The organism is Pseudarthrobacter sp. MOO13 (assembly GCF_058267655.1).
The window spans coordinates 1631299-1652298 of sequence record NZ_CM177848.1 but is presented as its reverse complement, the minus strand read 5'-3'; the positions used below and the strand labels follow the sequence as shown (position 1 = coordinate 1652298).

The following is a 21000-nucleotide window of genomic DNA, read 5'->3' as shown; positions in this document are numbered from 1 at the left end:
CCTAGGCCTCCACTTTTTCCACCACGACGGCGGGTTCGTCCACGTCTGCCGGTTCGGCAGCCAGGTCAACGGTCAGGGTCTCGCCCTTGACCAGTTCGGCGTTCGCCAGCAGGGCGGCCACGACGTTCTGCGCGGCGGTTACCGTGGTGCGGATCCGGTCGCTGACATTGAGTCCGGCATCCTTGCGGGCCTGCTGGATGGCGCGGACCATGTCGCGGGCCAGGCCTTCGGCCTCAAGTTCAGGGGTCACTTCGGTGTTCAGCACCACGAAGCCGCCACCGGGCAGCACGGCCACGGCCTTGGAACCGCCGTCACCGCCATCGGAATCCGCCACGACGGTCTCCAAGTTGTACTCCTGGGGCTCCAGGCGCAACCCGCCCGCGGTGACCACACCGTCGTCGTCCACTGACCAATCGCCGGACTTGGCGCCCTTGATCGCGGCCTGGACGTTCTTGCCCAGCCGCGGGCCGGCGGCGCGGGCGTTGACTACCAGCTTCTGCTGTATGCCGAATTCCTCCGGGGACGCGTTCTCGGCGTCGAGCAGGCGGACTGCGCGCAAGTTGAGTTCATCGGCGACGACGGCGGCGAAACCGTCCAGCGCACCGGCACCCGGTGCCACCACGGTGAGCTCCTGCAGGGGCAGCCGGACGCGCAGGTTGGCTGCCTTGCGGAGCGAGGATCCTGTCGAGCAGATCTGCTGGACCCGGTCCATGGCTTCGACGAGGGAGGGGTTTGCGGGGAAGAGGCCCGCGTCCGGCCAGTCTGCCAGGTGCACGGACCGGCCGCCGGTCAGGCCGCGCCAGATTTCCTCGGACACCAGCGGCAGCAGGGGCGCCGCGGCACGGGTGACGGTCTCGAGGGCCGTGTACAGGGCGTCGAAGGCGTCCTTGTCCTCATCAAAGAACCGCTGCCGGCTGCGGCGGACGTACCAGTTGGTGAGCATGTCCAGGTAACTGCGCAGCGAGTCGCAGGCACCGGAGATGTCATAAGAGTCCAGCTGGGCCGTCATGTTCCGGACCAGGTCGCCGGTGTTGGCCAGCAGGTACTGGTCCAGGGTGTCCGCGTAGCCGTCGTAGCGCAGCGTGGCGTCGTAACCCCGGCCGCCGTCTGCGGCGTTGGTGTAGAGCGTGAAGAAGCTGTACACGTTCCAGAGCGGCAGGATGACCTGGCGGACGCCGTCGCGGATGCCTTGCTCGGTGACGATCAGGTTGCCGCCGCGGAGGATGGGGCTGGACATCAGGAACCAGCGCATGGCGTCGGAGCCGTCGCGGTCCAGGACCTCGGAGACGTCCGGGTAGTTGCGCAGGCTCTTGGACATCTTCTGCCCGTCGGAGCCCAGCACGATGCCGTGGCTGATGACGTTCCGGAACGCCGGGCGGTCGAACAGCGCCGTGGAGAGGATGTGCAGCATGTAGAACCAGCCGCGGGTCTGTCCGATGTACTCCACGATGAAGTCTGCCGGGTTGTGCGTGTTGAACCAGGCTTCGTTCTCGAACGGGTAGTGGACCTGGCCGTAGGGCATGGAGCCGGAGTCGAACCAGACGTCCAGGACGTCCTCGACCCGGCGCATCACGGACTGGCCCTCTTCCGGGGTGCGGGGATCGTCCGGATTGGGCCGGGTGAGCTCGTCGATGAACGGGCGGTGGAGGTCCACCTGGCCGTCCTTGTTCAGCGGCAGGCGGCCGAAGTCCGCTTCGAGTTCGGCGAGGGAACCGTAGACGTCGGTGCGCGGGTAGTCGGGATCCGTGGACTGCCACACCGGGATGGGGCTGCCCCAGTAGCGGTTGCGGCTGATGGACCAGTCACGGGCGTTGTCCAGCCACTTGCCGAACTGGCCGTCCTTGACGTTGCCGGGGATCCAGTTGATCTCCTGGTTCAGTTCGGACATCCGGTCCTTGAACTTGGTGACCTCGACGTACCAGGAGGACACGGCCCGGTAGATCAGCGGGTTGCGGCAGCGCCAGCAGTGCGGGTAGCTGTGCTCATAGCTCGCCTGGCGGACCAGCCGGCCCTGGGCGCGGAGCACCTGGGTGATGGGCTTGTTGGCCTCGAAGACCTGCAGTCCGGCAATGTCGTGGAGTTCGCCGTGCTTGAACAGGGGCAGGAACTTTGCGCCCTCGTCAACGGAGAGCACCACCGGGATGCCGGCTTCCTCGCAGACCTTCTGGTCGTCCTCGCCGTAGGCCGGAGCCTGGTGCACGATACCGGTACCGTCCGTGGTGGTCACGTAGTCGGCCACCAGGAAGCGCCAGGCGTTCTCCATGCCGTACTTTTCGTTGTCGGCGAAGTCGTCCCAGAGCCGCCGGTACTCCAGGCCTTCCAGTTCGGCACCGGTGTGGGTGGAAAAGACCGCCGCCTCGGCGTCCTCGAAGCTGTCGTATCCGAGGTCCTTGGCGTAGTTGCCCAGCAGGTCTGCCGCCAGCAGGAAGCTGCCCGTCACGGGGGCGTCGGCCGAGGCAGCCTTGACGCCGTTGGGTCCGGCGGGGAGCACCGCGTAGGTGATGGCGGGGCCGACGGCGAGCGCGGCGTTGGTGGGCAGCGTCCAGGGCGTGGTGGTCCAGGCGAGGGCCTGGACGCCGTCGAGCTGCTTGGACAGCGCGGAGTCGCCGGCCAGGATGGGGAACGTGACGGTGACCGTCTGGTCCTGGCGGTTCTTGTAGACGTCGTCGTCCATGCGCAGCTCGTGGTTGGACAGCGGGGTCTCGTCCTTCCAGCAGTACGGCAGGACGCGGTAGCCGTTGTAGGTCAGGCCCTTGTCGTGCAGCTGCTTGAAGGCCCAGAGCACCGACTCCATGTACTCGACGTTCAGGGTCTTGTAGTCGTTGTCGAAGTCCACCCAGCGTGCCTGGCGGGTGACGTAGCTGCGCCATTCGTCGGCGTACTTCATGACGGATGCCCGGCAGGCGTCGTTGAACTTGTCGATGCCCATGGCTTCGATCTGGGTCTTGTCCGTCATGCCCAGCTGCTTCATGGCTTCGAGCTCGGCGGGCAGTCCGTGCGTGTCCCAGCCGAAGCGGCGCTCGACGCGGCGCCCGCGCTGGGTCTGGTAGCGGCCCACGAGGTCCTTGGCGTAACCGGTGAGGAGGTGGCCGTAGTGCGGCAGGCCGTTGGCGAACGGCGGGCCGTCGTAGAACACGAATTCGTTGCTGCCCGGCTCGCCGCCGGGGGCATCCGCGCTGCGCTGGTCGATGCTGGCCTGGAACGTTCCGTCCTCGTCCCAGTACTTCAGGATGCGCTCTTCGATCTCCGGAAACTTCACGGAGGCGGAAACGCCGGCATTGCCGCTGGCTGGGGTGCTGGAGGCTGAGGCCTTGGGGTAAAACGTCATGTTCGACATCCTGGGTTGGGCGCGGTGAACCTCCGGCGCGGGCCGGCTGTTCCGTTCAGGATGCGAGGACGGCGTCCGCGCCGTCCTCGGACTGCACGCTCACCGCGGTACCACCTCACTTACCGGCACTGCGTGTCCCTCGCGGAACGGGCGCCGCACCGGCCTCTCGTTGACTGCTGTGACGGGCTTACCCGTCCGGTTCTACTGGCGCGGCCGCCGTTGACGGGCGGCAGCGTGTTCTTCCGGAAGCTCACCGGTGATTGCCGGGTCATAGCCACTGGCCAGTCTACTATTTCCGCCGCGTCCAGTGCCATTCCGAAGGCCGGGGTGGCGGCACGGTGCCATCGGCTGCATCCGGTTGCCGCTGGTGGGTGCCTTGGCCGGCATCGCAGGATCGGCCAGCCCACCGTGGACGTGGAATTCTTCAGCCGATGTGTTGGGGATACCGATCTGCCACAGGGTTGGCCCCGTGGCTGGAGCCTCAACGTTGAACCTGCGGCCTTGTCGATCCTGGCGGAGTAGATGTAGTCGAGGCCAGGCAATGCCTCAAAGAGGAGACGTCCATGTCCAACACGATCACACCCGGGGCATGGGGTGCCTAGACTCGCCCCATGACAGCATCGAAAGGTTCTTCCCCCGGCGCGCGGGCGGCTGCGGTGTGCAGGTGGCTGTTTCTTCCCGCGGTCCTGCCTGTGGCGGCGGGAACAGCCCTCCGTGCAATACCAGCCGATTGGCCGGTGCTTGGGGTGCAACTGGTGGCCTTCACTCCGTGGCTCGCAGTCCCGGGCGCCGCAGCACTTGCCTTGGCTTTCGCGGGGCGGCGCCGCTGGCAGCAGGCTGTGGCAGCCGTCCTGCTGGGGGTCCAGGTTTTGTGGCTTGTTCCACTGGACATCAGGGAGCCTGCGGTCGAGGCCGCAGCGCCGGTCACGCTGGTAGCCATGACCATTAACGCAGAACTGGGCGGTGCGGACGCACCCAGCATCGTGGGGATGGTCCGTGACCGGCGCGTGGACCTGTTGGCCGTGGAGGAGTACACGCCCGCGCTGGCACGGAGGCTGACGGCGGCCGGCCTGGACCAGCTGCTCCCCCACCGCGTTGCCCATGCCAGGGAGGGCGCAGGCGGCGCCGCCATCTATTCCACCTACAGGCTCAAAGAGTCCGGAGTGCTGCCCGGCACCCAATTCACCATGCCCGTGGCCAGCCTCGAACTGGCCGATGACAGCGGGACGGCCCTGCGGGTGGTGGCCGTTCACACCTTGGCGCCCGTAGGCGCGGCCGTCAGGCAATGGCGCAGCGACCTCTCGGCCGTGGGGAGAGTGGACACCGGCTCCGGACCGCTGCTGCTGGCCGGCGACTTCAACGCCACCTGCGACCATCACGAATTCCGGTCGCTGCTGGCAGGAACCGGCCGGACCCGAAGCCTCGTGGACGTGGCCGCCTCGCTGGGAACGAGGCTCGTGCCCACCTGGCCGATGCGCGACTACCGGCTGCCCGGGATCACGTTGGACCATTTGGTGACCAGCCCGGACATCAGGTCCACGAACTATTCAGTCCAGCCGGTTCCGGGCACCGACCATGCGGCGGTGGTTGCCACCCTGCACGTCGGGGCTCCTAGCCCTTCCTGATCAATTTGTGTGTCGCGGCCTGCGCCACAGGCCGGACAACGATTTGGTCCAGGTTGACATGGTGCGGGGCGGAGACGGCGTATCGGACCACGTCCGCGACGTCCGCCGCGGTCAGCGGCTTTTCCACCCCCTGGTAGACCTTCCCGGCGGCCTGCGCATCGCCCAGCCGATTAAGCGCGAATTCCTCGGTCTGCACCAGGCCCGGCGCCACCTCAATGACGCGCAGGTTGTGCTCCGCTTCCTCCAGGCGGAGGGCATTGGTCATGGCGTGCTGGCCGAACTTGGCCGCGTTGTAGCCGCCGCCGCCCTCATAGGCGTCCAGTCCCGCCGTCGACGTCAGGTTGAGCACGGTGCCCCGGCCGGTGGCGCGGAGCATCGGCAGGAAAGCGCGGGTCAGCTTCATGGTTCCCAGGACGTTGACCCGGAACATCCACTCCCAGTCCTCCGTGCTGGCATCTCCTACCCTGTCGGCGCCGCGGGCGCCGCCGGCGATGTTAATGAGCGTATCGATGCCGCCCGCATCGGTGACCCGGGCAAGAAGCCGGGACACGTCGTCGTCCTCTGCGATATCGGCCGGGATCGCCACGGCGCCTGTCTCACCCGCCAGGGTGGCGAGGCGGTCTGCCCGGCGCGCGACGGCGAAGACTGTCCAGCCTTCTGCGCGCAGGGCACGGACGGATGCTTCCCCGATTCCGCTGCTCGCTCCGGTCACCAATGCTGCCTTTTTCTGCAAGTCCTCAGTCATGGCACCACCCTAACGGGACCGGGCGGCCCGGCGTTGGTTGGGTGGGATTGAAGCGGGCATGAAAGAATTGCCCAATGGCTGAAGACACGCAGGGTACAGACACGCCCACCACCGCCCCCATCAACGTTCCGGACAAGCCGGCCCTCGAAGGCTTGGAAGCCACGCTCACCCAGCGCTGGCTGTCCGAAGGAACCTACAAGTTCAACCCCGACACCACCCGGGAGCAGGTCTACTCGATCGATACCCCCCCGCCCACCGCGTCGGGTTCCCTGCATGTGGGGCACATGTTCTCCTTCACCCAGACGGACGTCCAGGCGCGCTACATGCGCATGACGGGCAAGAACGTCTTCTACCCCATGGCCTGGGACGATAACGGCCTGCCCACCGAGCGGCGCGTGCAGAACTACTACGGCGTGCGGTGCGACCCCGCTGTTCCGTACAACGCCGACTACCGGCCACCGGCCCAGCCGGCCAAGAACCAGCGCGATTTCGACGTCGTGTCCCGGCAGAACTTCATCGAACTCTGCGAGGAACTGGCTGTCGAGGACGAGAAGGTCTTCGAAAACCTGTTCCAGACCCTGGGCCTGTCCGTCGACTGGGACCTGACGTACCGCACCATCGATGACACCTCCCGTGCCGTGTCACAGCGCGCTTTCCTGGCCAACCTGGCCGCCGGCGACGCCTACATGGCCGAGGCCCCGACCCTGTGGGACGTGACGTTCCGCACGGCGGTGGCGCAGGCAGAGCTGGAGGACCGCGAAGTTCCCGGCGCCTACTACCGCTACCCCTTTTTCACCGAAGACGGCGAAAAGATCTTCATCGAGACCACACGTCCGGAATTGCTGGCCGCGTGCGCCGCGCTGGTGGCAAACCCCGACGACGAGCGGTACCAGCCGCTGTTCGGCAAGACCGTGACGTCGCCGCTGTTCGGCGTCGAACTGGAGGTCAAGGCCCACCCGCTGGCAAAGGCGGACAAGGGCTCGGGTATCGCCATGGTCTGTACCTTCGGCGACCTGACTGACGTCACCTGGTGGCGCGAACTGCAGTTGCCCACGCGCGCCATCATGGGCCGTGACGGCCGCATCATCGGCGAAACCCCCGAGTGGATCACCAGTGAGTCCGGCAAGGAGGCATACGCGGCCATTGCCGGCAAGACGGCGTTCTCCGCGAAGGAGGCCGTGGTGGAACTGCTCAAGGAAGCCGGCCTGCTGGACGGTGAGCCGAAGAAGATCACCCACCCGGTGAACTTCTTCGAGAAGGGCGACAAGCCGCTCGAGGTTGTGACCTCACGCCAGTGGTACATCCGCAACGGCGGCCGCGACGAGGACCGCCGCGAACGCCTGATCGGCCGCGGCAAGGAGATCGACTTCCACCCCTCGTTCATGCGGTCCCGCTACGAGAACTGGATCGCCGGGTTGAACGGCGACTGGCTGGTCTCCCGGCAGCGGTTCTTCGGCGTGCCCATTCCGGTCTGGTACCCGCTGGACGGGCAGGGCAACCCGGATTACGACCACCCCATCCTCCCCTCGGACGACATGCTTCCCGTGGATCCGGCAGCGGACGCCGCGCCCGGCTTCGACGAGACGCAGCGCGACCAGGCAAACGGCTTTACCGGAGATGCCGACGTCCTGGACACCTGGGCCACGTCATCCCTGACCCCGCAGATCGTGGGCGGCTGGAGCCGCGACGAGGACCTCTTCGCGAAGGTGTACCCGTTCGACCTCCGCCCCCAGGGCCATGACATCATCCGCACCTGGCTGTTTTCCTCTGTGGTCCGCGCCGACGCCCTCCAGGAGAGTGCGCCCTGGAAGCACGCGGCCATCTCCGGCTGGATCCTGGACCCGGACCGCAAGAAGATGTCCAAGTCCAAGGGCAACGTCGTTGTCCCCACGGATGTGCTGAATGAGTACGGCTCGGATGCGGTCCGTTACTGGGCCGCCTCTGCGCGCCTCGGGGCCGATACCGCCTATGAGATTGCGCAGATGAAGATCGGCCGGCGCCTGGCCATCAAACTGCTCAACGCCTCCAAGTTCGTGCTGAACCTGGGCGCCACCGAAAACTCTGTCCTCTCTGACGATCTTTCGGTGTTGACCAACCCCTTGGACCGCGCACTGCTGGCGCAACTTGCCGACGTCGTTGCCCAGTCCACCAAGGCGTTTGAGAACTACGACTATGCCCGGGCCCTGCAACTCACGGAATCGTTCTTCTGGCAGTTCACGGACGATTACGTGGAACTGATCAAGGACCGCGCCTACGGTGCCGCCGGCGAATCAGAGCAGGCGTCGGTGCTGGCCGCTTTGGCAACCACCCTGGACGCCCTGCTGCGGCTCTTTGCCCCCTTCCTCCCGTTCGCCACGGAGGAAGTCTGGAGTTGGTGGCGCAGCGGCTCAGTCCACCGCGCAGCATGGCCGTCGGCGCTGGAGATTCCCGGCGGGGACACCACCATGCTGGCCACGGTGGGGATTGCCCTCAGCGGAGTCCGCAAGGCCAAATCCGAGGCGAAGGTCAAGCAGCGGACCGAGGTGCTGTCTGCCACGATCACCGCAACTGAGGCCCTGACGGCACAGCTGCGGGCCGGGCTGGCGGATTTGAAGGCGGCATCAAACGCCCGCGAAATTACCCTGGTGGTGGGTGACGGGGATCTTGCGGTCACCGACGTTGCCCTCGCCGCGAGCGACGAGCCCGCCAAGGCCTGACACCCGGTCCCGTCAGGCCGCCCTGGTTCCAGGGCAAAGGGGAAGCCCCATCAGCGTTTTGCCGTTGGTGGGGCTTCGACTTTTCGGCCATCTGGTGACGTTTGTCCGATGGTCTGGCAGGATCCGCTGAGTTTCCAGGTCTTACTGCTCCGTCACTGGCAGCTTGCTTTCGACTTTGCCGATGGCTGCGTCGAAATTGCATATCACTGAATCTTTGGTTCCTGCGTCCCGCTTCTTTCGAAGTGGGTAAGAACCATTGTTCTCCCGTGCCGGGCCACGTGCAAGGGCCCCGGGGGAACTACATGACAGTAGTTCCCCCGGGGCCCTTGGCGTGCAATCGAACCGGGTTCTAGTCGAACTCGGGGCTCTCAGTGCGGCTGCGCTTCAGCTCGAAGAAGTGGGGATAGCCGGCGATCGCGGTGGTGGCATCCCACAGCTGCCCGGCAACCTCGCCGCGCGGAATGCGGGTCAGGACGGGGCCGAAAAAGGCTGTTCCGTTGAAGGCCACCACCGGCGTCCCAACGTCCTGGCCCACCAGGGAGATACCTTCCTCGTGGCTGGCCCGGAGCTCAGCGTCAAAAGCGTCAGTGGCCGCGGCGTCGGCGAGGGACTCTGGGAGGCCGCATTCGGCGAGGGCCTTGGCAATGACCTCCGACCGGTCCTTCTCCCCACGCTCGTGGATCAGGGTTCCCATGGCGTCGTACAGCGGCTTGATGACCTGCGGGCCGTGCCCTTCGCGGGCCGCGATGATCACGCGGACCATACCCCAGGCGTTGTCCATGGATTCCCGGTAGGCCGGCTCAAGATCGCGGCCCTCGTTCAGGACGGCCAGGCTCATGACGTGCCATTCGGTCTCGATGTCACGGACGGCCTCCACCTCGCCAATCCAGCGGGACGTAATCCACGCGAACGGGCACAGGGGGTCGAACCAGAAATCGGCTTTGTTCTTGGCGGGTGCAGTCACGAAAATCCTCTCGGTCAGGCAGACTTGCGGCGCTTGGCCGCGTGCGGAATCAGGGTGGGTTCGGCGCCCCGCAGCACCACATCCTCGGTGATGACCACGCTGGCAACGTCCTCGCGGCTTGGCAGATCGAACATCACCGGAAGCAGGACTTCCTCCAGGATGGCGCGAAGGCCGCGGGCACCGGTGCCGCGCTCAAGGGCCTGCTCCGCGATGGCGTCCAGGGCGGTGTCGTCGAACACCAGTTCCACGCCATCAATCTGGAACATCTTCTGGTACTGCTTCACCAGGGCATTCTTTGGCGTGGACAGGATCTGGATCAAGGCGTCACGATCCAGGTTGGAGACGGTGGTGATGACAGGAAGCCTGCCGATGAATTCGGGGATCAGGCCAAACTTCAGCAGGTCCTCCGGCATGACTTCGCCGTATGAGTCGACCTTCTTGCTGGCTTCGTTGAGCGGGGCGCCGAAGCCGATGCCCTTGCGCCCGGAGCGCGAGCCGATGATCTCTTCCAACCCGGCGAAGGCACCGGCCACGATGAACAGGACGTTCGTGGTGTCGATCTGGATGAATTCCTGGTGCGGATGCTTCCGGCCGCCCTGCGGCGGGACCGACGCCACCGTGCCTTCCAGGATCTTCAGGAGTGCCTGCTGGACGCCCTCGCCGGACACGTCCCGGGTGATGGAAGGGTTTTCGCTCTTCCGCGAGATCTTGTCGATCTCATCGATGTAGATGATGCCCTGCTCGGCCTTCTTGACGTCGTAGTCCGCAGCCTGGATGAGCTTGAGCAGGATGTTCTCGACGTCCTCGCCGACGTAACCCGCCTCCGTCAAAGCGGTGGCATCTGCCACGGCGAACGGAACATTCAGGCGCCTGGCCAGGGTTTGGGCAAGGTAGGTCTTGCCGCAGCCGGTGGGACCGATGAGGAGGATGTTGGATTTGGCGATCTCGACGTCGTCATGGTGCCCGGCGTCGCCGAGGCTCCCGGACTTGGGCGCGTGCCCGGCCTGGATGCGCTTGTAGTGGTTGTAGACCGCGACGGCGAGGGAACGCTTGGCGGGCTCCTGGCCTATGACGTATTCCTGCAGGAAGTCGAAGATCTCCCGCGGTTTTGGAAGTTCGAAGCTGCCCAGGTCCGCGACTTCGGCGAGTTCCTCTTCAATGATTTCGTTGCACAACTCGATGCATTCATCGCAGATGTAGACACCGGGCCCGGCAATGAGCTTGCGGACCTGCTTTTGGCTCTTTCCGCAGAAAGAGCACTTCAGCAGATCAGTGCTCTCGCCAATCCGAGCCATATGTGAACCCCTTAGTATCCTGCTGCCAGGCAGCCCTGCGCCGTTGCTGAAAAATCTCTTCCGGCCAGCGGGGACCGGTTTGTGACATCTTCCACTCTAGGTCACATTCGACGCCAAGGGTGGAATGAAAAGGCCGGTGCGGCCAAATGAACTTGGCCGCACCGGCTAATGGCACTGCTACCGCGTGATCGCCTGCGGTTTGATCTTGCGGGAATCGAGCACCTGGTCGATCAGGCCGTAGGCCTGCGCTTCAGCGGCCGTCAGGATCTTGTCGCGCTCAATGTCGTTGTTGACCTGCTCCGACGTGCGTCCGGAGTGGTGGGCCAAGGTGTCCTCCAGCCAGGAGCGCATCCGCATGACCTCTGCCGCCTGGATCTCAAGGTCGGAGGCCTGGCCGCCCTGGCCGCCGGAGAGCGCCGGCTGGTGGATCAGGACGCGGGCGTTGGGCAGTGCCAGCCGCTTGCCGGGGGTACCGGCGGCCAGCAGAACGGCCGCCGCACTGGCGGCCTGGCCCAGGCAGACCGTCTGGATCTCGGGACGGATGTACTGCATGGTGTCGTAGATGGCAGTCATGGCCGTGAACGAGCCACCCGGAGAGTTGATGTACAAGGTGATGTCACGGTCCGGATCAGTGGACTCCAGCACCAGCAGCTGCGCCATGATGTCGTCGGCAGATGCGTCGTCCACCTGCACGCCGAGGAAGATGATGCGGTCCTCAAAGAGCTTCGTGTACGGGTCCTGGCGCTTGAAGCCATAGGGCGTGCGTTCCTCGAACTGCGGCAGGACGTAGCGGCTGGACGGAAGATTCCCGGCGGACCACCCAAAGTTGTAGTTCATTGTGTTTACTCCTGATCGAAAGGGTTCTGGATGCCGGTTAGTTCTGCGAGGCTGATTCGCCGGAGGATCCGTTGGACGTTCCGCCGCCGCCGGAAACCGAGCCGGCGTGCGCGGCGATCTTGTCGAAGAAGCCGTATTCAAGGGCTTCGGTGGCGGTGAACCACTTGTCGCGGTCGTTGTCCTTGAGGATGGTCTCCACGGTCTGGCCCGTCTGCTCGGCAGTCAGTTCCGCCATGACCTTCTTCATGTGCAGGATGAGCTCGGCCTGGATCTTGATGTCCGAGGCGGTGCCGCCGATGCCGCCGGAGGGCTGGTGCATCAGCACGCGTGCGTTCGGCGTGGCGTAGCGCTTGCCCTTGGTGCCGGAGGACAGCAGGAACTGGCCCATGGAGGCTGCCAGGCCGGTGGCCACGGTGACGACGTCGTTGGGAATGAACTGCATGGTGTCGTAGATGGCCATGCCTGCCGTCACGGAACCGCCGGGCGAGTTGATGTAGAGGTAGATGTCCTTTTCAGGATTCTCGGCGGACAACAGCAGCAGCTGCGAGCAGATGGCGTTGGCGTTATCGTCACGCACCTCCGAGCCCAGCCAGATGATCCGCTCCTTGAGGAGGCGGTTGTAAATGTAGTTGTCCTGGGCTGCAGGATCGACGGTCGCCATCCGGGGGGCCTCTGAGTGCTGTGACATGTTTATTTACCTCTCACTGGTGACGGTGACATCACTGAAAATCACTACTTGGACACTAACCGGTTTCCCGGATGATTTGTTCGCGCACTGACTGCTGTTCGCTGACGGCGCACGATCGGCGGACAGCGCCCCGCTCCGGTTTGCCGCCCAACGCGAACGGCCCCCGGATCGGAAGGATCCAGGGGCCGTTCACTGCGGCTGGGAAGGACTATGCCTTGGCCTCGGCAGTGGTTTCCGCTGCCTCGGCAGTTTCGGTTTCCGCCGCGTCGGTGGCGTCAGCTTCAGCCGGGGCTTCCTCGGCGGGAACTTCCTCGCCGCCGGGGCGGACGAAGTCGCTCAGGTCGACTGCGTTGCCCTCGGTGTCGGTCACCGTGGCCTGGCCCAGGACGACGGCCAGTGCCTTGCGGCGGCGGACCTCGGAGACCATCATGGGGACCTGGCCGCTCTGATCGATGATCTGGGCGAACTGGTTGGGGTCCATGCCGTACTGGCTGGCGGTGGTGACGATGTAGTCGATCAGCTCGTTCTGGCTGACGTTGACTTCTTCCTTCTCCGCGATGGCGTCGAGGATGATTTCGTTCTGGAAGGCGCGGGCCGTGTTGGCGCGGACCTCTTCGCGGTGCTCTTCGGTGTCGTGTTCGCCGTCTCCGTGGCCGTTGCCCTCCTGGAAGTGGGCTTCAAGCTGCTCTTCGACCACCGAGTCGGGAACGGGGACCTCAACCAGCTCGACGAGCTTGTCGAGGACCTTGTCGCGGGCTTCGACGCCCTGCTCGACGATCTTGGAGTCGGCAGCCTGCTTGGCGAGGTCCTCGCGGAGCTCGGCAAGGGTGTCGAATTCGGAGGCCAGCTGGGCGAAATCATCGTTCGCCTCCGGCAGTTCACGCTCCTTGACGGCCTTCACGACGACCTTGACCTGGGCGGCTTCGCCGGCGTGGTCGCCACCCACGAGGGTGGTGTCGAAAATGGCGTCCTCATCCGCGCTGAGCCCGGTGACGGCCTCGTCCATGCCCTCGAGCATGGTGCCGGCACCCACCTGGTAGGACAGGCCGGCAGCGGAGTCAACCTCTTCGCCGTCGATCGTGGCGGTGATGTCGATGGTCAGGAAGTCGCCGTCGGCGGCCGGACGGTCAACGGACTTGAGCGTGCCAAAGCGGCCGCGCAGTTCGTCGAGGGCCTTGTCGACGTCAGCCTCGGAGGATTCCGCGGCGGCGACCTGGACCTCGATGCCGGAGTAATCCGGGAGTTCGATTTCGGGGCGGACGTCAACCTCTGCGGCGAACTTCAGGCCGCCGTCGGTTGCGGAAGGATCGGGCACCTCGGTGATCTCCACCTCGGGACGGCTCAGGGGGCGGATGCCGGATTCCTGCACGGCAGCCTGGTACCAGCCGTTGAGGCCATCGTTGATGGCGGTCTCCAGGACGTAGCCGCGGCCGACGCGCTGGTCGATGAGCTTGGCGGGAACCTTGCCCTTGCGGAACCCGGGGACCTGGATCTGCGAGGCAACGGTCTTGTAGGCCGAGTCGATGCTGGGCTTCAGTTCCTCAAAGGGGACCTCAACATTGAGCTTGACCCGCGTGGGGGTGAGGTTCTCGACAGCGCTCTTCACGGTCTAAGTACTCCTGGGTTGTGGGATGGGTTTCTGCAAAACGCGTTGGATGTCCAGGCCTGCTGGTCCTGGCCGCAGAGTCGGGGTGACAGGATTTGAACCTGCGACTTCCTGCTCCCAAAGCAGGCGCTCTAGCCAAGCTGAGCTACACCCCGTAAGTGCACAGGCAAGTCTACGGTGATACGCGTCGCGAATGCACATTTGACACGTAGGCCATGGATTAGGTTTAGTTGTATCCGGCTTCAACAGCCAGCCCGGAGTTTCCGCGAAAAGCGGATCTTCCTTCGGGGACGTAGCTTAATGGTAAAGCCTCAGTCTTCCAAACTGATTACGCGGGTTCGATTCCCGTCGTCCCCTCCATAAACACAAGAAGGCCCCTCCATGGAGGGGCCTTCTTCGTTTTTCCTACTCGGCCGGCCGCTGGCAGGAGGGGCACCAGTAGAGGTTTCGCCCCACGAGGTCGGTGACGAGCACGGTGGTCCGGCACACCCTGCAGGGCAGGCCCTGCCGCTTGTAGACGAAGTGGACGTCCTCGCGGGCGGGGAAGTGCGCGCCCTTGGGCGGCACGGGATTCCCGGCCGCAGCGGCCTTGGCCGTCGTGGTTCCGTTGAGATTCCAGTACTTTGGCGGCGTGGTGATGATCCGCCCGTCGGCGACGCCGTCGGCCATGACGGCGACGACGTCACGCCACAGCTTCCGGGCATCGCCGTCCGCGACGGCGCCGCCGGGAAGCCACGGATCCAGCCGGCGCCGGAACAGAACTTCGGCGCGGTAGACGTTGCCTACCCCGGCAATGATCTTCTGGTCCATCAGCAGCGCAGCCAGCGGCGTCTTCCGGGCCCGAAGGTTCGCCGCGAACCGGCCCGCGTCGCCCCGCAGGTTCCGCAGCGGATCCGGTCCGAGCCGGGCCAGGACGGCGTCCGCCTCCGCGGCGGTGATGGTTTCGCAGGTGGTTGCCCCGCGCAGATCCGCCCAGCCATGGCTCCCGGCCAGCCGGACCCTGACGGCCCCCACCGGTGGCGGCGGACCCCCGTACGCTTCGCCGCCGTCGTCGTCCCCGCCGGAAAAGGCTTCCCGCTCCCCCACCCGGCGGGGCGCGCCAATACTGGAGGCGCCGGCGAAAGTGCTGTCGCCGCCGAAGCTCCAGGCGCCGTACAGGCCGAGGTGGACGTGCAGTACCAACGCGTTGTCAAAGTGGAGGAACAGGTGCTTGCCGTGTGCCTCGGCGGCGACGAGGGCGTGCCCGTCAAGCAGGGCCGCTCCCCCGGCAAACCTGCCCTGCGGGCTGGAAACAGCCAGGGTTTCGCCAAGGAAGACGTCTCCGAACTGCCGGGCGAGCCTGCGGACCGAATGTCCCTCAGGCACTACTCGATGACCTCGCCCGTGGCCTCATAGGCTGCGATTTTGCCAATCCGGCGGACATGGCGCTCATCGTTGCTGAACGGCTCGGCAAGGAAGGCCTCAATCAGTTCGGTGGCTTCTTCCACCGAGTGCTGGCGGCCGCCCACCGCAACAACGTTCGCGTCGTTGTGCTCGCGGGCGAGGGTGGCGGTGGAAAGGTTCCATGCCAGGGCGGCACGTACGCCCTTGACCTTGTTCGCGGCAATCTGCTCACCGTTTCCGGAACCGCCCAGCACGATGCCCAAGGCGTGCACGCCTGCCTGCTGGTCGGCGACCACGGCGAGGGCGGCGTTAATGCAGAAGGAGGGGTAGTCGTCCTGGGCGTCGTAGACCTTGGGCCCGTGGTCCACCACCTCGTACCCCTTGCCCGTCAGGTGGGACACCAGGTGGGCACTGAGCTCCATCCCGGCGTGGTCGGTAGCGATGTGGACCCGCGGGAAGGCAGGGGAAGTTGTCACGAGCAAGATCCGTTCGGTTCGGTGGGCTGGCGGCCGGCCGGGTGGGGGCCGGAACAACACCGATAAGGATACTAGGACTGCTCCGGGGTCAGGACCCGGGCTGCCCAACCGCCGGCGGTCCGCCCCCGCGCCGTGCCCTGGCCGCGACCCTGGTCAGGACATCGGCCAGCCGTGCCGCAGAGTCCAGGGTGCCGCCGCTTACGGCCAGGCGCTGGCCGTCCGTCTTGCGCACGACGACGGCGGGCCCGCTGCTGACCAGCATCGCCGCGGTGCCGCGATGGTGCCGGTAGCCCCACCCGCCGTAGTCAGCGGCCCTCACCTCGGCTGCGCTGGCGGCCGAAATGGCGCCGGCGGGGACATCCATGACAGGTACCACTCCGGCAAGCAGGACCTTCAGGCCGCCGCGGTCAGCTTTGACGCGGGCGAACAGGAACGCCGTGCTGACAGCGGCCAGGAGGACCAGCAGGATCCCGAGCCACGGCAGCACGACGGCGAGCAGCGCTGCCGGGAACAGCGTGGCGATGCCGATCATGACGAAGACCGAGCTCCGGGCGTGCACCCACAACCGGATGGTGTCCAAGGCGAGATCCGGGTCCGTTTCCCTGGCGATGGCGGTTTGCAGGGCACGGTCGTCGTCCGGGGACCACTGCCGGTCAGCCTTGTAGACCATGGCCATGGTGACGCCCAGGGAAACAGCAGCGCCGCTCCCGAGCGCCAGGACGGTCATGTCCACGCGTGACTGCCGGGCGTCAGCGAGCCCCACCTGGCCGATGAGGCCTGCCGCCAGGGCCGAGGTGATAAAGAGGCTGAGGAAGAAGCCGGTGCCCATCATGATCCGGCGCATCAGCACGGGCCTGCCCAGGGGCACCGCCTGCAGCAGGACCACCCAGCCGGCAACCACAATCGCCCCGGCCCCTGCGCCCACATAGGCGCCGAATGGGGCGAAGGCGGCACCGCCGTCGGCCGTCCAGCGCACCGCGAGCGGGTCTGGAAGGTCAGGCCGGAGCAGCCAGGCGCAGAAGGCGAAGGCGGCGGCGAGCGCGACGGGGAACCCGAGGGCAAAGCGCAGCGCCTTGGCATCCACCGAATCCAGCAGCTTTCCCATGCATCCAACGCTACCCCCGCAACCCCGGGAGGAAATGACGCGGCCGGGGCCGCGGCGCGCTGTGACCCGGGCAAGCTGTGACCCGGGCAACTTGCCAAGGACTGCAAGGATGAAAGAATGCAGCACAGTGCCGGAACCGGGACCACCGGCCGGCAACCGAAACTTCTCTGGAGGCCCTCCTTTGCCAGGTATGAACCTGACGCGCGCCGAAGCCCGTGAGCGCGCCGAACTGATCACCGCCGAGTCCTACGATGTCAGCCTCGACCTGACCCGGGGCGGAGAGGTTTTTGGCAGCACCACCACCGTGAAGTTCACGGCCGTGCCGGGATCGTCCAGCTTCATTGATGCTGTGACCCGGACCGTGCACCGCGTGACGCTGAACGGCCGCGCCCTCGATCCCGCAACCGTGTCCGACGGCGTGCGGATCCAACTGCCCGGGCTGGAGGAGCACAACGAGCTGACCGTCGTGGCTGACATGCCCTACATGAATACCGGCGAAGGCCTGCACCGGTTCGTGGATCCGGTGGACAACGAGGTCTATCTCTATACCCAGTTCGAGGTTCCGGATTCACGCCGCATGTTCACCGTCTTCGAACAGCCCGACCTGAAGGCAACCTTCGCGTTTACGGTCACGGCGCCCTCGCACTGGGATGTGGTGTCCAATTCCCCCACCCCGGAGCCGGTGCAGGCCCCGCCCGCGGAGGACGGCGGAGCCAGGTCCGTATGGGCATTTGCGCCCACCCCGCGCCTGTCCTCCTACGTCACCGCGCTGATCGCCGGACCGTACCAGTCCGTCCGCAGCGAGGTGGCCAGCTCGGACGGACGCGTCATCCCGTTGGGCGTGTTCGCGCGGAAGTCGCTCATGCAGTACCTGGACGCGGACAATATCTTCGAACTGACCCGGCAGGGCTTCGGGTTCTTCGAAGCCCAGTTCGGCTGCCCCTACCCGTTCGAGAAGTACGACCAGCTGTTCGTGCCGGAATTCAATGCCGGCGCCATGGAAAACGCCGGCGCGGTCACCATCCTGGAGGGCTACGTCTTCCGCAGCAAGGTCACCGGCGCGCAGATCGAGCGGCGCGCCATTACGGTGCTCCACGAGCTGGCCCACATGTGGTTCGGGGACCTGGTGACCATGCGGTGGTGGAACGACCTCTGGCTCAACGAGTCCTTTGCGGAGTACATGTCCCACCTGGCCGCGGTGGAGGCCACGTCCTTCACCAGTGCCTGGACCACGTTCGCGTCCGTGGAGAAGTCATGGGCCTACCGCCAGGACCAGCTGCCCACCACCCACCCCATCTTCGCCGAGATCAACGACCTGCAGGATGTCGAGGTCAACTTCGACGGCATCACCTACGCCAAGGGCGCCTCGGTGCTCCGGCAGCTGGTGGCCTGGGTGGGTCCTGAACAGTTCATGGCCGGCGTCCGGGAGTACTTCGCCAAGCACTCCTGGCGCAACACCGAGCTGCGCGACCTGCTGGTGGAGCTGGAGAAGGCCAGCGGACGCGACCTTGACGGCTGGGGCCGGCAGTGGCTCGAGACGGCGGGCGTGAACACCCTCACCCCCGAGCTGGACGTGGACCAGGACGGGACGCTGAAGTCCCTGGCGATCGTGCAGTCCGCCGTTCCGGAGTGGCCCACCCTCCGGCCGCACCGCCTTGCCGTGGGGTTCTACAACCTCAACGACGCCGGAAAGCTGGAGCGGGTGCACCGCGAGGAGCTGGATGTCGACGGCGAACGCACGGAGGTGGCGGGCGTGGCCGGCCTGGCGCAGCCGGACCTGATCCTCGTCAACGACGATGACCTCGCCTACGCCAAGGTGCGGCTGGACCCGAAATCCCTGGCCACCGCCACCGCACACCTCAAGGACTTCGAGGCCAGCCTGCCCCGCACCCTCGTCTGGAACTCGGCATGGGATGCGGCCCGGGACGGCCAGGCACCGGCACGGAAGTACGTGGAGCTGATCCTGGCCAATGTGGCCGCGGAGACCGATTCGTCCGTCATCCTGGTCCAGCTCCGCCAGCTGGCCACCACCCTGAATTTCTACGTGACGGAAGAACACCGCGAAGCCACCATGGTGGCAGCCGCAGACAGGTTGTGGGAGCTGGCATCGGAAGTCCCCGGCGGCTCCGACGCGCAGCTGCAGTTCGTGAAGTCCTTTGCCCTCCTTGCCGGCAGCGCGTCCCAGCTCGACCGGGTAGCGGCCCTGCTGGACGGCTCAGCGGTCCTGGACGGGCTGGCCGTCGACCAGGACCTCCGGTGGGAGCTCGTGGCATCCTTGGTGGCCGGCGGCCGGATGGGCCAGGAGGGCATCGACGCCGAGCTGGAACGGGACAACACGTCCAGCGGGCAGAACGCCGCGGCCCTGGCAAAGGCCGCGCTTCCCACGGCGGAGGCCAAAGCGGCCGCCTGGGAGTCGATCGTGGTCAAGGGTGACCTGTCCAACGCCCTGCAGGGATCGGCCGTGGCCGGCTTCATGCGGGTCCGGGACCGGTCGCTGCTGGAGCCGTACGCGGAGAAGTATTTCGCGGCGGTGCCGGCCATCGTGGCGACCCGGACCCACGCACTCGCCCAGCAGATCGTCGTCGGCCTCTACCCGGCGCTGCTGACCACGCAGGCCACCATCGACCAGACCGACGCCTTCCTGGCGTCGCTGCCCGCGGAAAGCGCCGCGCTGCGGCGGATGATGCTGGAAAACCGCGACGGCGTGGCCCGGGCCCTGCGCGCCCGCGCAGCCGACGTGCTGCCGGACGGCAGCGCGGGGTGAGCATCGGCGAACACACCTACACGCTGACGGTCCAGTGGACCGGCAACCGGGGTGGCGGCACGTCGTCGTACCGGAGCTACTCGCGGGACCATGACGTGCTCATCCCGGGCCTGCCGGTATTGAAGGGCTCGGCGGACCCGACATTGCATGGGGACCGGGAACGGTACAACCCCGAACAGCTCCTCCTGGCGGCCCTGGCACAGTGCCACATGCTGTCCTACCTGCACGTGGCCGTGAAGCATGGCGTGGTGGTCACTGACTATCGGGACGAGGCCTCCGGGGTAATGCGGCTCAACCGCGACGGCAGCGGCCAGTTCGAACAAGTGACGTTGCACCCCAGGGTCACCGTCGCCGACGCCGGCCAGGTTGAGCTGGCCGGCGGGCTGCACCATGAGGCGAACCAGGTGTGCTTCATTGCCCGGAGCGTGAACTTCCCGGTGGGGCACCAGCCCGTTACGGTGGCAGGCTAGGCACCGCCTTGGTGGAGCATAGCGATCAGCCGCTGCTCCACCTCGGGCGACAGGCCTGCCTTGCGGGGCCGGTCCAGCCCCCGGGCGCGTTCGTCGGCCAATGTGTCCGCCAGGGTTTCCCGCCAGGGCCGCAGCACCATTCTTGCGGCCCTGGCGGCCTGGTTGCTCCGGGCCATGAAACCCTCGTGGCCGGGCGGGAGCCAGAGCGGCAGGGAGTCCGGGCCTGACCAGTAGTTGATCCCTTGCGCCACCAGCCACGCTTCGGCGGCAGGGGCCAGGGCACCTTGGTGGCCTCCTGTCTGCCGGCAGGCATCCACCAGGGCGCCGAACGGCACCTCTTCCCCACAGGCGTTCAAAGCACCGGTGGTGCCCTGTACGGCCGCGGCCAGGATCCAGGCGGCCAGGTCCCGGACGTCAATGGCCTGGGTAGGATGGGCGGCAATATCCGGGACCAGTACCGGCTCCTGGTTACGGGCGAAGCGCGCGGGCCAGTAGCCGTATCGGTCGGACGGGTCGCCGGGGCCGCTGATCAGGCCGGCGCGGCACAGATGGGCGTTCCCGGCAGTCGCCTCAAGGGTGGCCGCCTCGATGGCCACTTTGGACTCTCCATAGTTCTCCGGCGCGGACGGGATCCCCGGAGCGAGCGGAGGCAGGAGGGGTGCGTCCTCCGCCGCGCCCGGAACCGAATGGTCCGCGTAGGCCGAGCAGCTGGAAACGAAGGTCCAGTGCCCCGTCCGGGCGGCCAGCGCCTTGAGTGCGCCGCGGGCAGGTCCGGGGTCCCGCGCCACCTCGATCACGGCATCCCACTCGCCCTCCACCTGGGCATATGCCGCAGCGCCGGCGGACCGGTCCGCCTGCACCCATGCCGTGCCCCGCGGCGGTCCACCCGCGGTTCCCCGGGCCAGGCAGGTGACGGCGTGTCCCGCGGCCAACGCCTGCGCGGCAATGTGCTTGGAGAGGAAGGCCGTACCGCCCAGGATGAGGATGCGCATTGCTCCACGCTACGGCGCTAGGGTTG

15 protein-coding genes and 2 tRNA genes are annotated in these 21000 nt (G+C 66.4%); 5 read left to right on the top strand and 12 right to left on the bottom strand.

The features are described from left to right. Position 1: 1 nt before the first annotated feature. Positions 2–3328, bottom strand: a complete 3327-nt coding sequence (gene ileS / locus AC4EEO_RS07730) for an isoleucine--tRNA ligase (protein ID WP_491340202.1) — start codon at positions 3326–3328, stop codon at positions 2–4. A 611-nt stretch (positions 3329–3939) separates the two neighbouring features. On the opposite strand from ileS, the gene AC4EEO_RS07725 reads away from it, so the two are divergent. Then, positions 3940–4953 (top strand): endonuclease/exonuclease/phosphatase family protein, encoded by a 1014-nt coding sequence (locus tag AC4EEO_RS07725; protein WP_491340201.1) that lies wholly within the window; start codon positions 3940–3942, stop codon positions 4951–4953. Here AC4EEO_RS07725 and AC4EEO_RS07720 read toward each other — a convergent pair. Then, on the bottom strand, positions 4940–5698 hold the full coding sequence (locus AC4EEO_RS07720; RefSeq protein WP_491340200.1) for an SDR family oxidoreductase: 759 nt from the start codon (positions 5696–5698) through the stop codon (positions 4940–4942). The two genes, AC4EEO_RS07725 and AC4EEO_RS07720, sit on opposite strands and share 14 nt — an antisense overlap. 74 nt (positions 5699–5772) lie before the next feature. On the opposite strand from AC4EEO_RS07720, the gene valS reads away from it, so the two are divergent. Next, positions 5773–8394, top strand: a complete 2622-nt coding sequence (valS, locus tag AC4EEO_RS07715; RefSeq protein WP_491340199.1) for a valine--tRNA ligase — start codon at positions 5773–5775, stop codon at positions 8392–8394. 349 nt (positions 8395–8743) lie between these two features. Here valS and AC4EEO_RS07710 read toward each other — a convergent pair whose 3' ends face one another. From AC4EEO_RS07710 to AC4EEO_RS07685, 6 genes are all read right to left on the bottom strand, one after another. Next, positions 8744–9358 (bottom strand): mycothiol-dependent nitroreductase Rv2466c family protein, encoded by a 615-nt coding sequence (locus tag AC4EEO_RS07710; RefSeq protein ID WP_304598357.1) that lies wholly within the window; start codon positions 9356–9358, stop codon positions 8744–8746. Between the two features lie 14 nt (positions 9359–9372). After that, positions 9373–10653 carry an ATP-dependent Clp protease ATP-binding subunit ClpX gene (gene clpX / locus AC4EEO_RS07705; protein ID WP_018761579.1) on the bottom strand — a complete coding sequence of 427 codons (1281 nt, stop codon included), beginning with the start codon at positions 10651–10653 and terminating at the stop codon, positions 9373–9375. Positions 10654–10830: 177 nt separating this feature from the next. Beyond that, on the bottom strand, positions 10831–11490 hold the full coding sequence (locus tag AC4EEO_RS07700) for an ATP-dependent Clp protease proteolytic subunit (protein ID WP_018761580.1): 660 nt from the start codon (positions 11488–11490) through the stop codon (positions 10831–10833). A 37-nt stretch (positions 11491–11527) separates the two neighbouring features. Then, positions 11528–12151 (bottom strand): ATP-dependent Clp protease proteolytic subunit, encoded by a 624-nt coding sequence (locus AC4EEO_RS07695; protein ID WP_018761581.1) that lies wholly within the window; start codon positions 12149–12151, stop codon positions 11528–11530. Positions 12152–12386: 235 nt separating this feature from the next. Continuing rightward, on the bottom strand, positions 12387–13784 hold the full coding sequence (gene tig, locus AC4EEO_RS07690; protein ID WP_491340198.1) for a trigger factor: 1398 nt from the start codon (positions 13782–13784) through the stop codon (positions 12387–12389). Between the two features lie 80 nt (positions 13785–13864). Beyond that, positions 13865–13939, bottom strand: a tRNA-Pro gene (locus AC4EEO_RS07685). A 131-nt stretch (positions 13940–14070) separates the two neighbouring features. On the opposite strand from AC4EEO_RS07685, the gene AC4EEO_RS07680 reads away from it, so the two are divergent. After that, positions 14071–14144: transfer RNA gene (locus AC4EEO_RS07680), tRNA-Gly, on the top strand. Between the two features lie 45 nt (positions 14145–14189). Here the strand turns inward: AC4EEO_RS07680 and AC4EEO_RS07675 are convergent. From AC4EEO_RS07675 to AC4EEO_RS07665, 3 genes are all read right to left on the bottom strand, one after another. Beyond that, positions 14190–15149, bottom strand: a complete 960-nt coding sequence (locus AC4EEO_RS07675) for an Fpg/Nei family DNA glycosylase (protein WP_491340197.1) — start codon at positions 15147–15149, stop codon at positions 14190–14192. Continuing rightward, positions 15149–15643: a ribose-5-phosphate isomerase gene (locus AC4EEO_RS07670; RefSeq protein WP_018761584.1), complete on the bottom strand. Its 495-nt coding sequence runs from the start codon at positions 15641–15643 to the stop codon at positions 15149–15151. Before AC4EEO_RS07670 ends, AC4EEO_RS07675 begins: the two co-directional genes overlap by 1 nt. A gap of 88 nt (positions 15644–15731) precedes the next feature. Beyond that, the gene (locus tag AC4EEO_RS07665; RefSeq protein ID WP_133831674.1) at positions 15732–16748 is read right to left on the bottom strand and encodes a hypothetical protein; all 1017 of its coding nucleotides are present in this window, start codon (positions 16746–16748) and stop codon (positions 15732–15734) included. Between the two features lie 190 nt (positions 16749–16938). On the opposite strand from AC4EEO_RS07665, the gene pepN reads away from it, so the two are divergent. Together pepN and AC4EEO_RS07655 are read left to right on the top strand one after the other, a co-directional pair. Then, positions 16939–19512, top strand: a complete 2574-nt coding sequence (pepN, locus tag AC4EEO_RS07660) for an aminopeptidase N (RefSeq protein WP_491340196.1) — start codon at positions 16939–16941, stop codon at positions 19510–19512. After that, positions 19509–19982 carry an OsmC family protein gene (locus tag AC4EEO_RS07655; protein WP_491340195.1) on the top strand — a complete coding sequence of 158 codons (474 nt, stop codon included), beginning with the start codon at positions 19509–19511 and terminating at the stop codon, positions 19980–19982. Before pepN ends, AC4EEO_RS07655 begins: the two co-directional genes overlap by 4 nt. On the opposite strand, the gene AC4EEO_RS07650 is transcribed toward AC4EEO_RS07655, so the two are convergent. Then, a complete protein-coding gene (locus AC4EEO_RS07650) occupies positions 19979–20974 on the bottom strand; it encodes an NAD-dependent epimerase/dehydratase family protein (RefSeq protein ID WP_491340194.1) in 996 nt (331 codons plus the stop codon). The genes AC4EEO_RS07655 and AC4EEO_RS07650 overlap by 4 nt on opposite strands. Positions 20975–21000 lie beyond the last annotated feature (26 nt).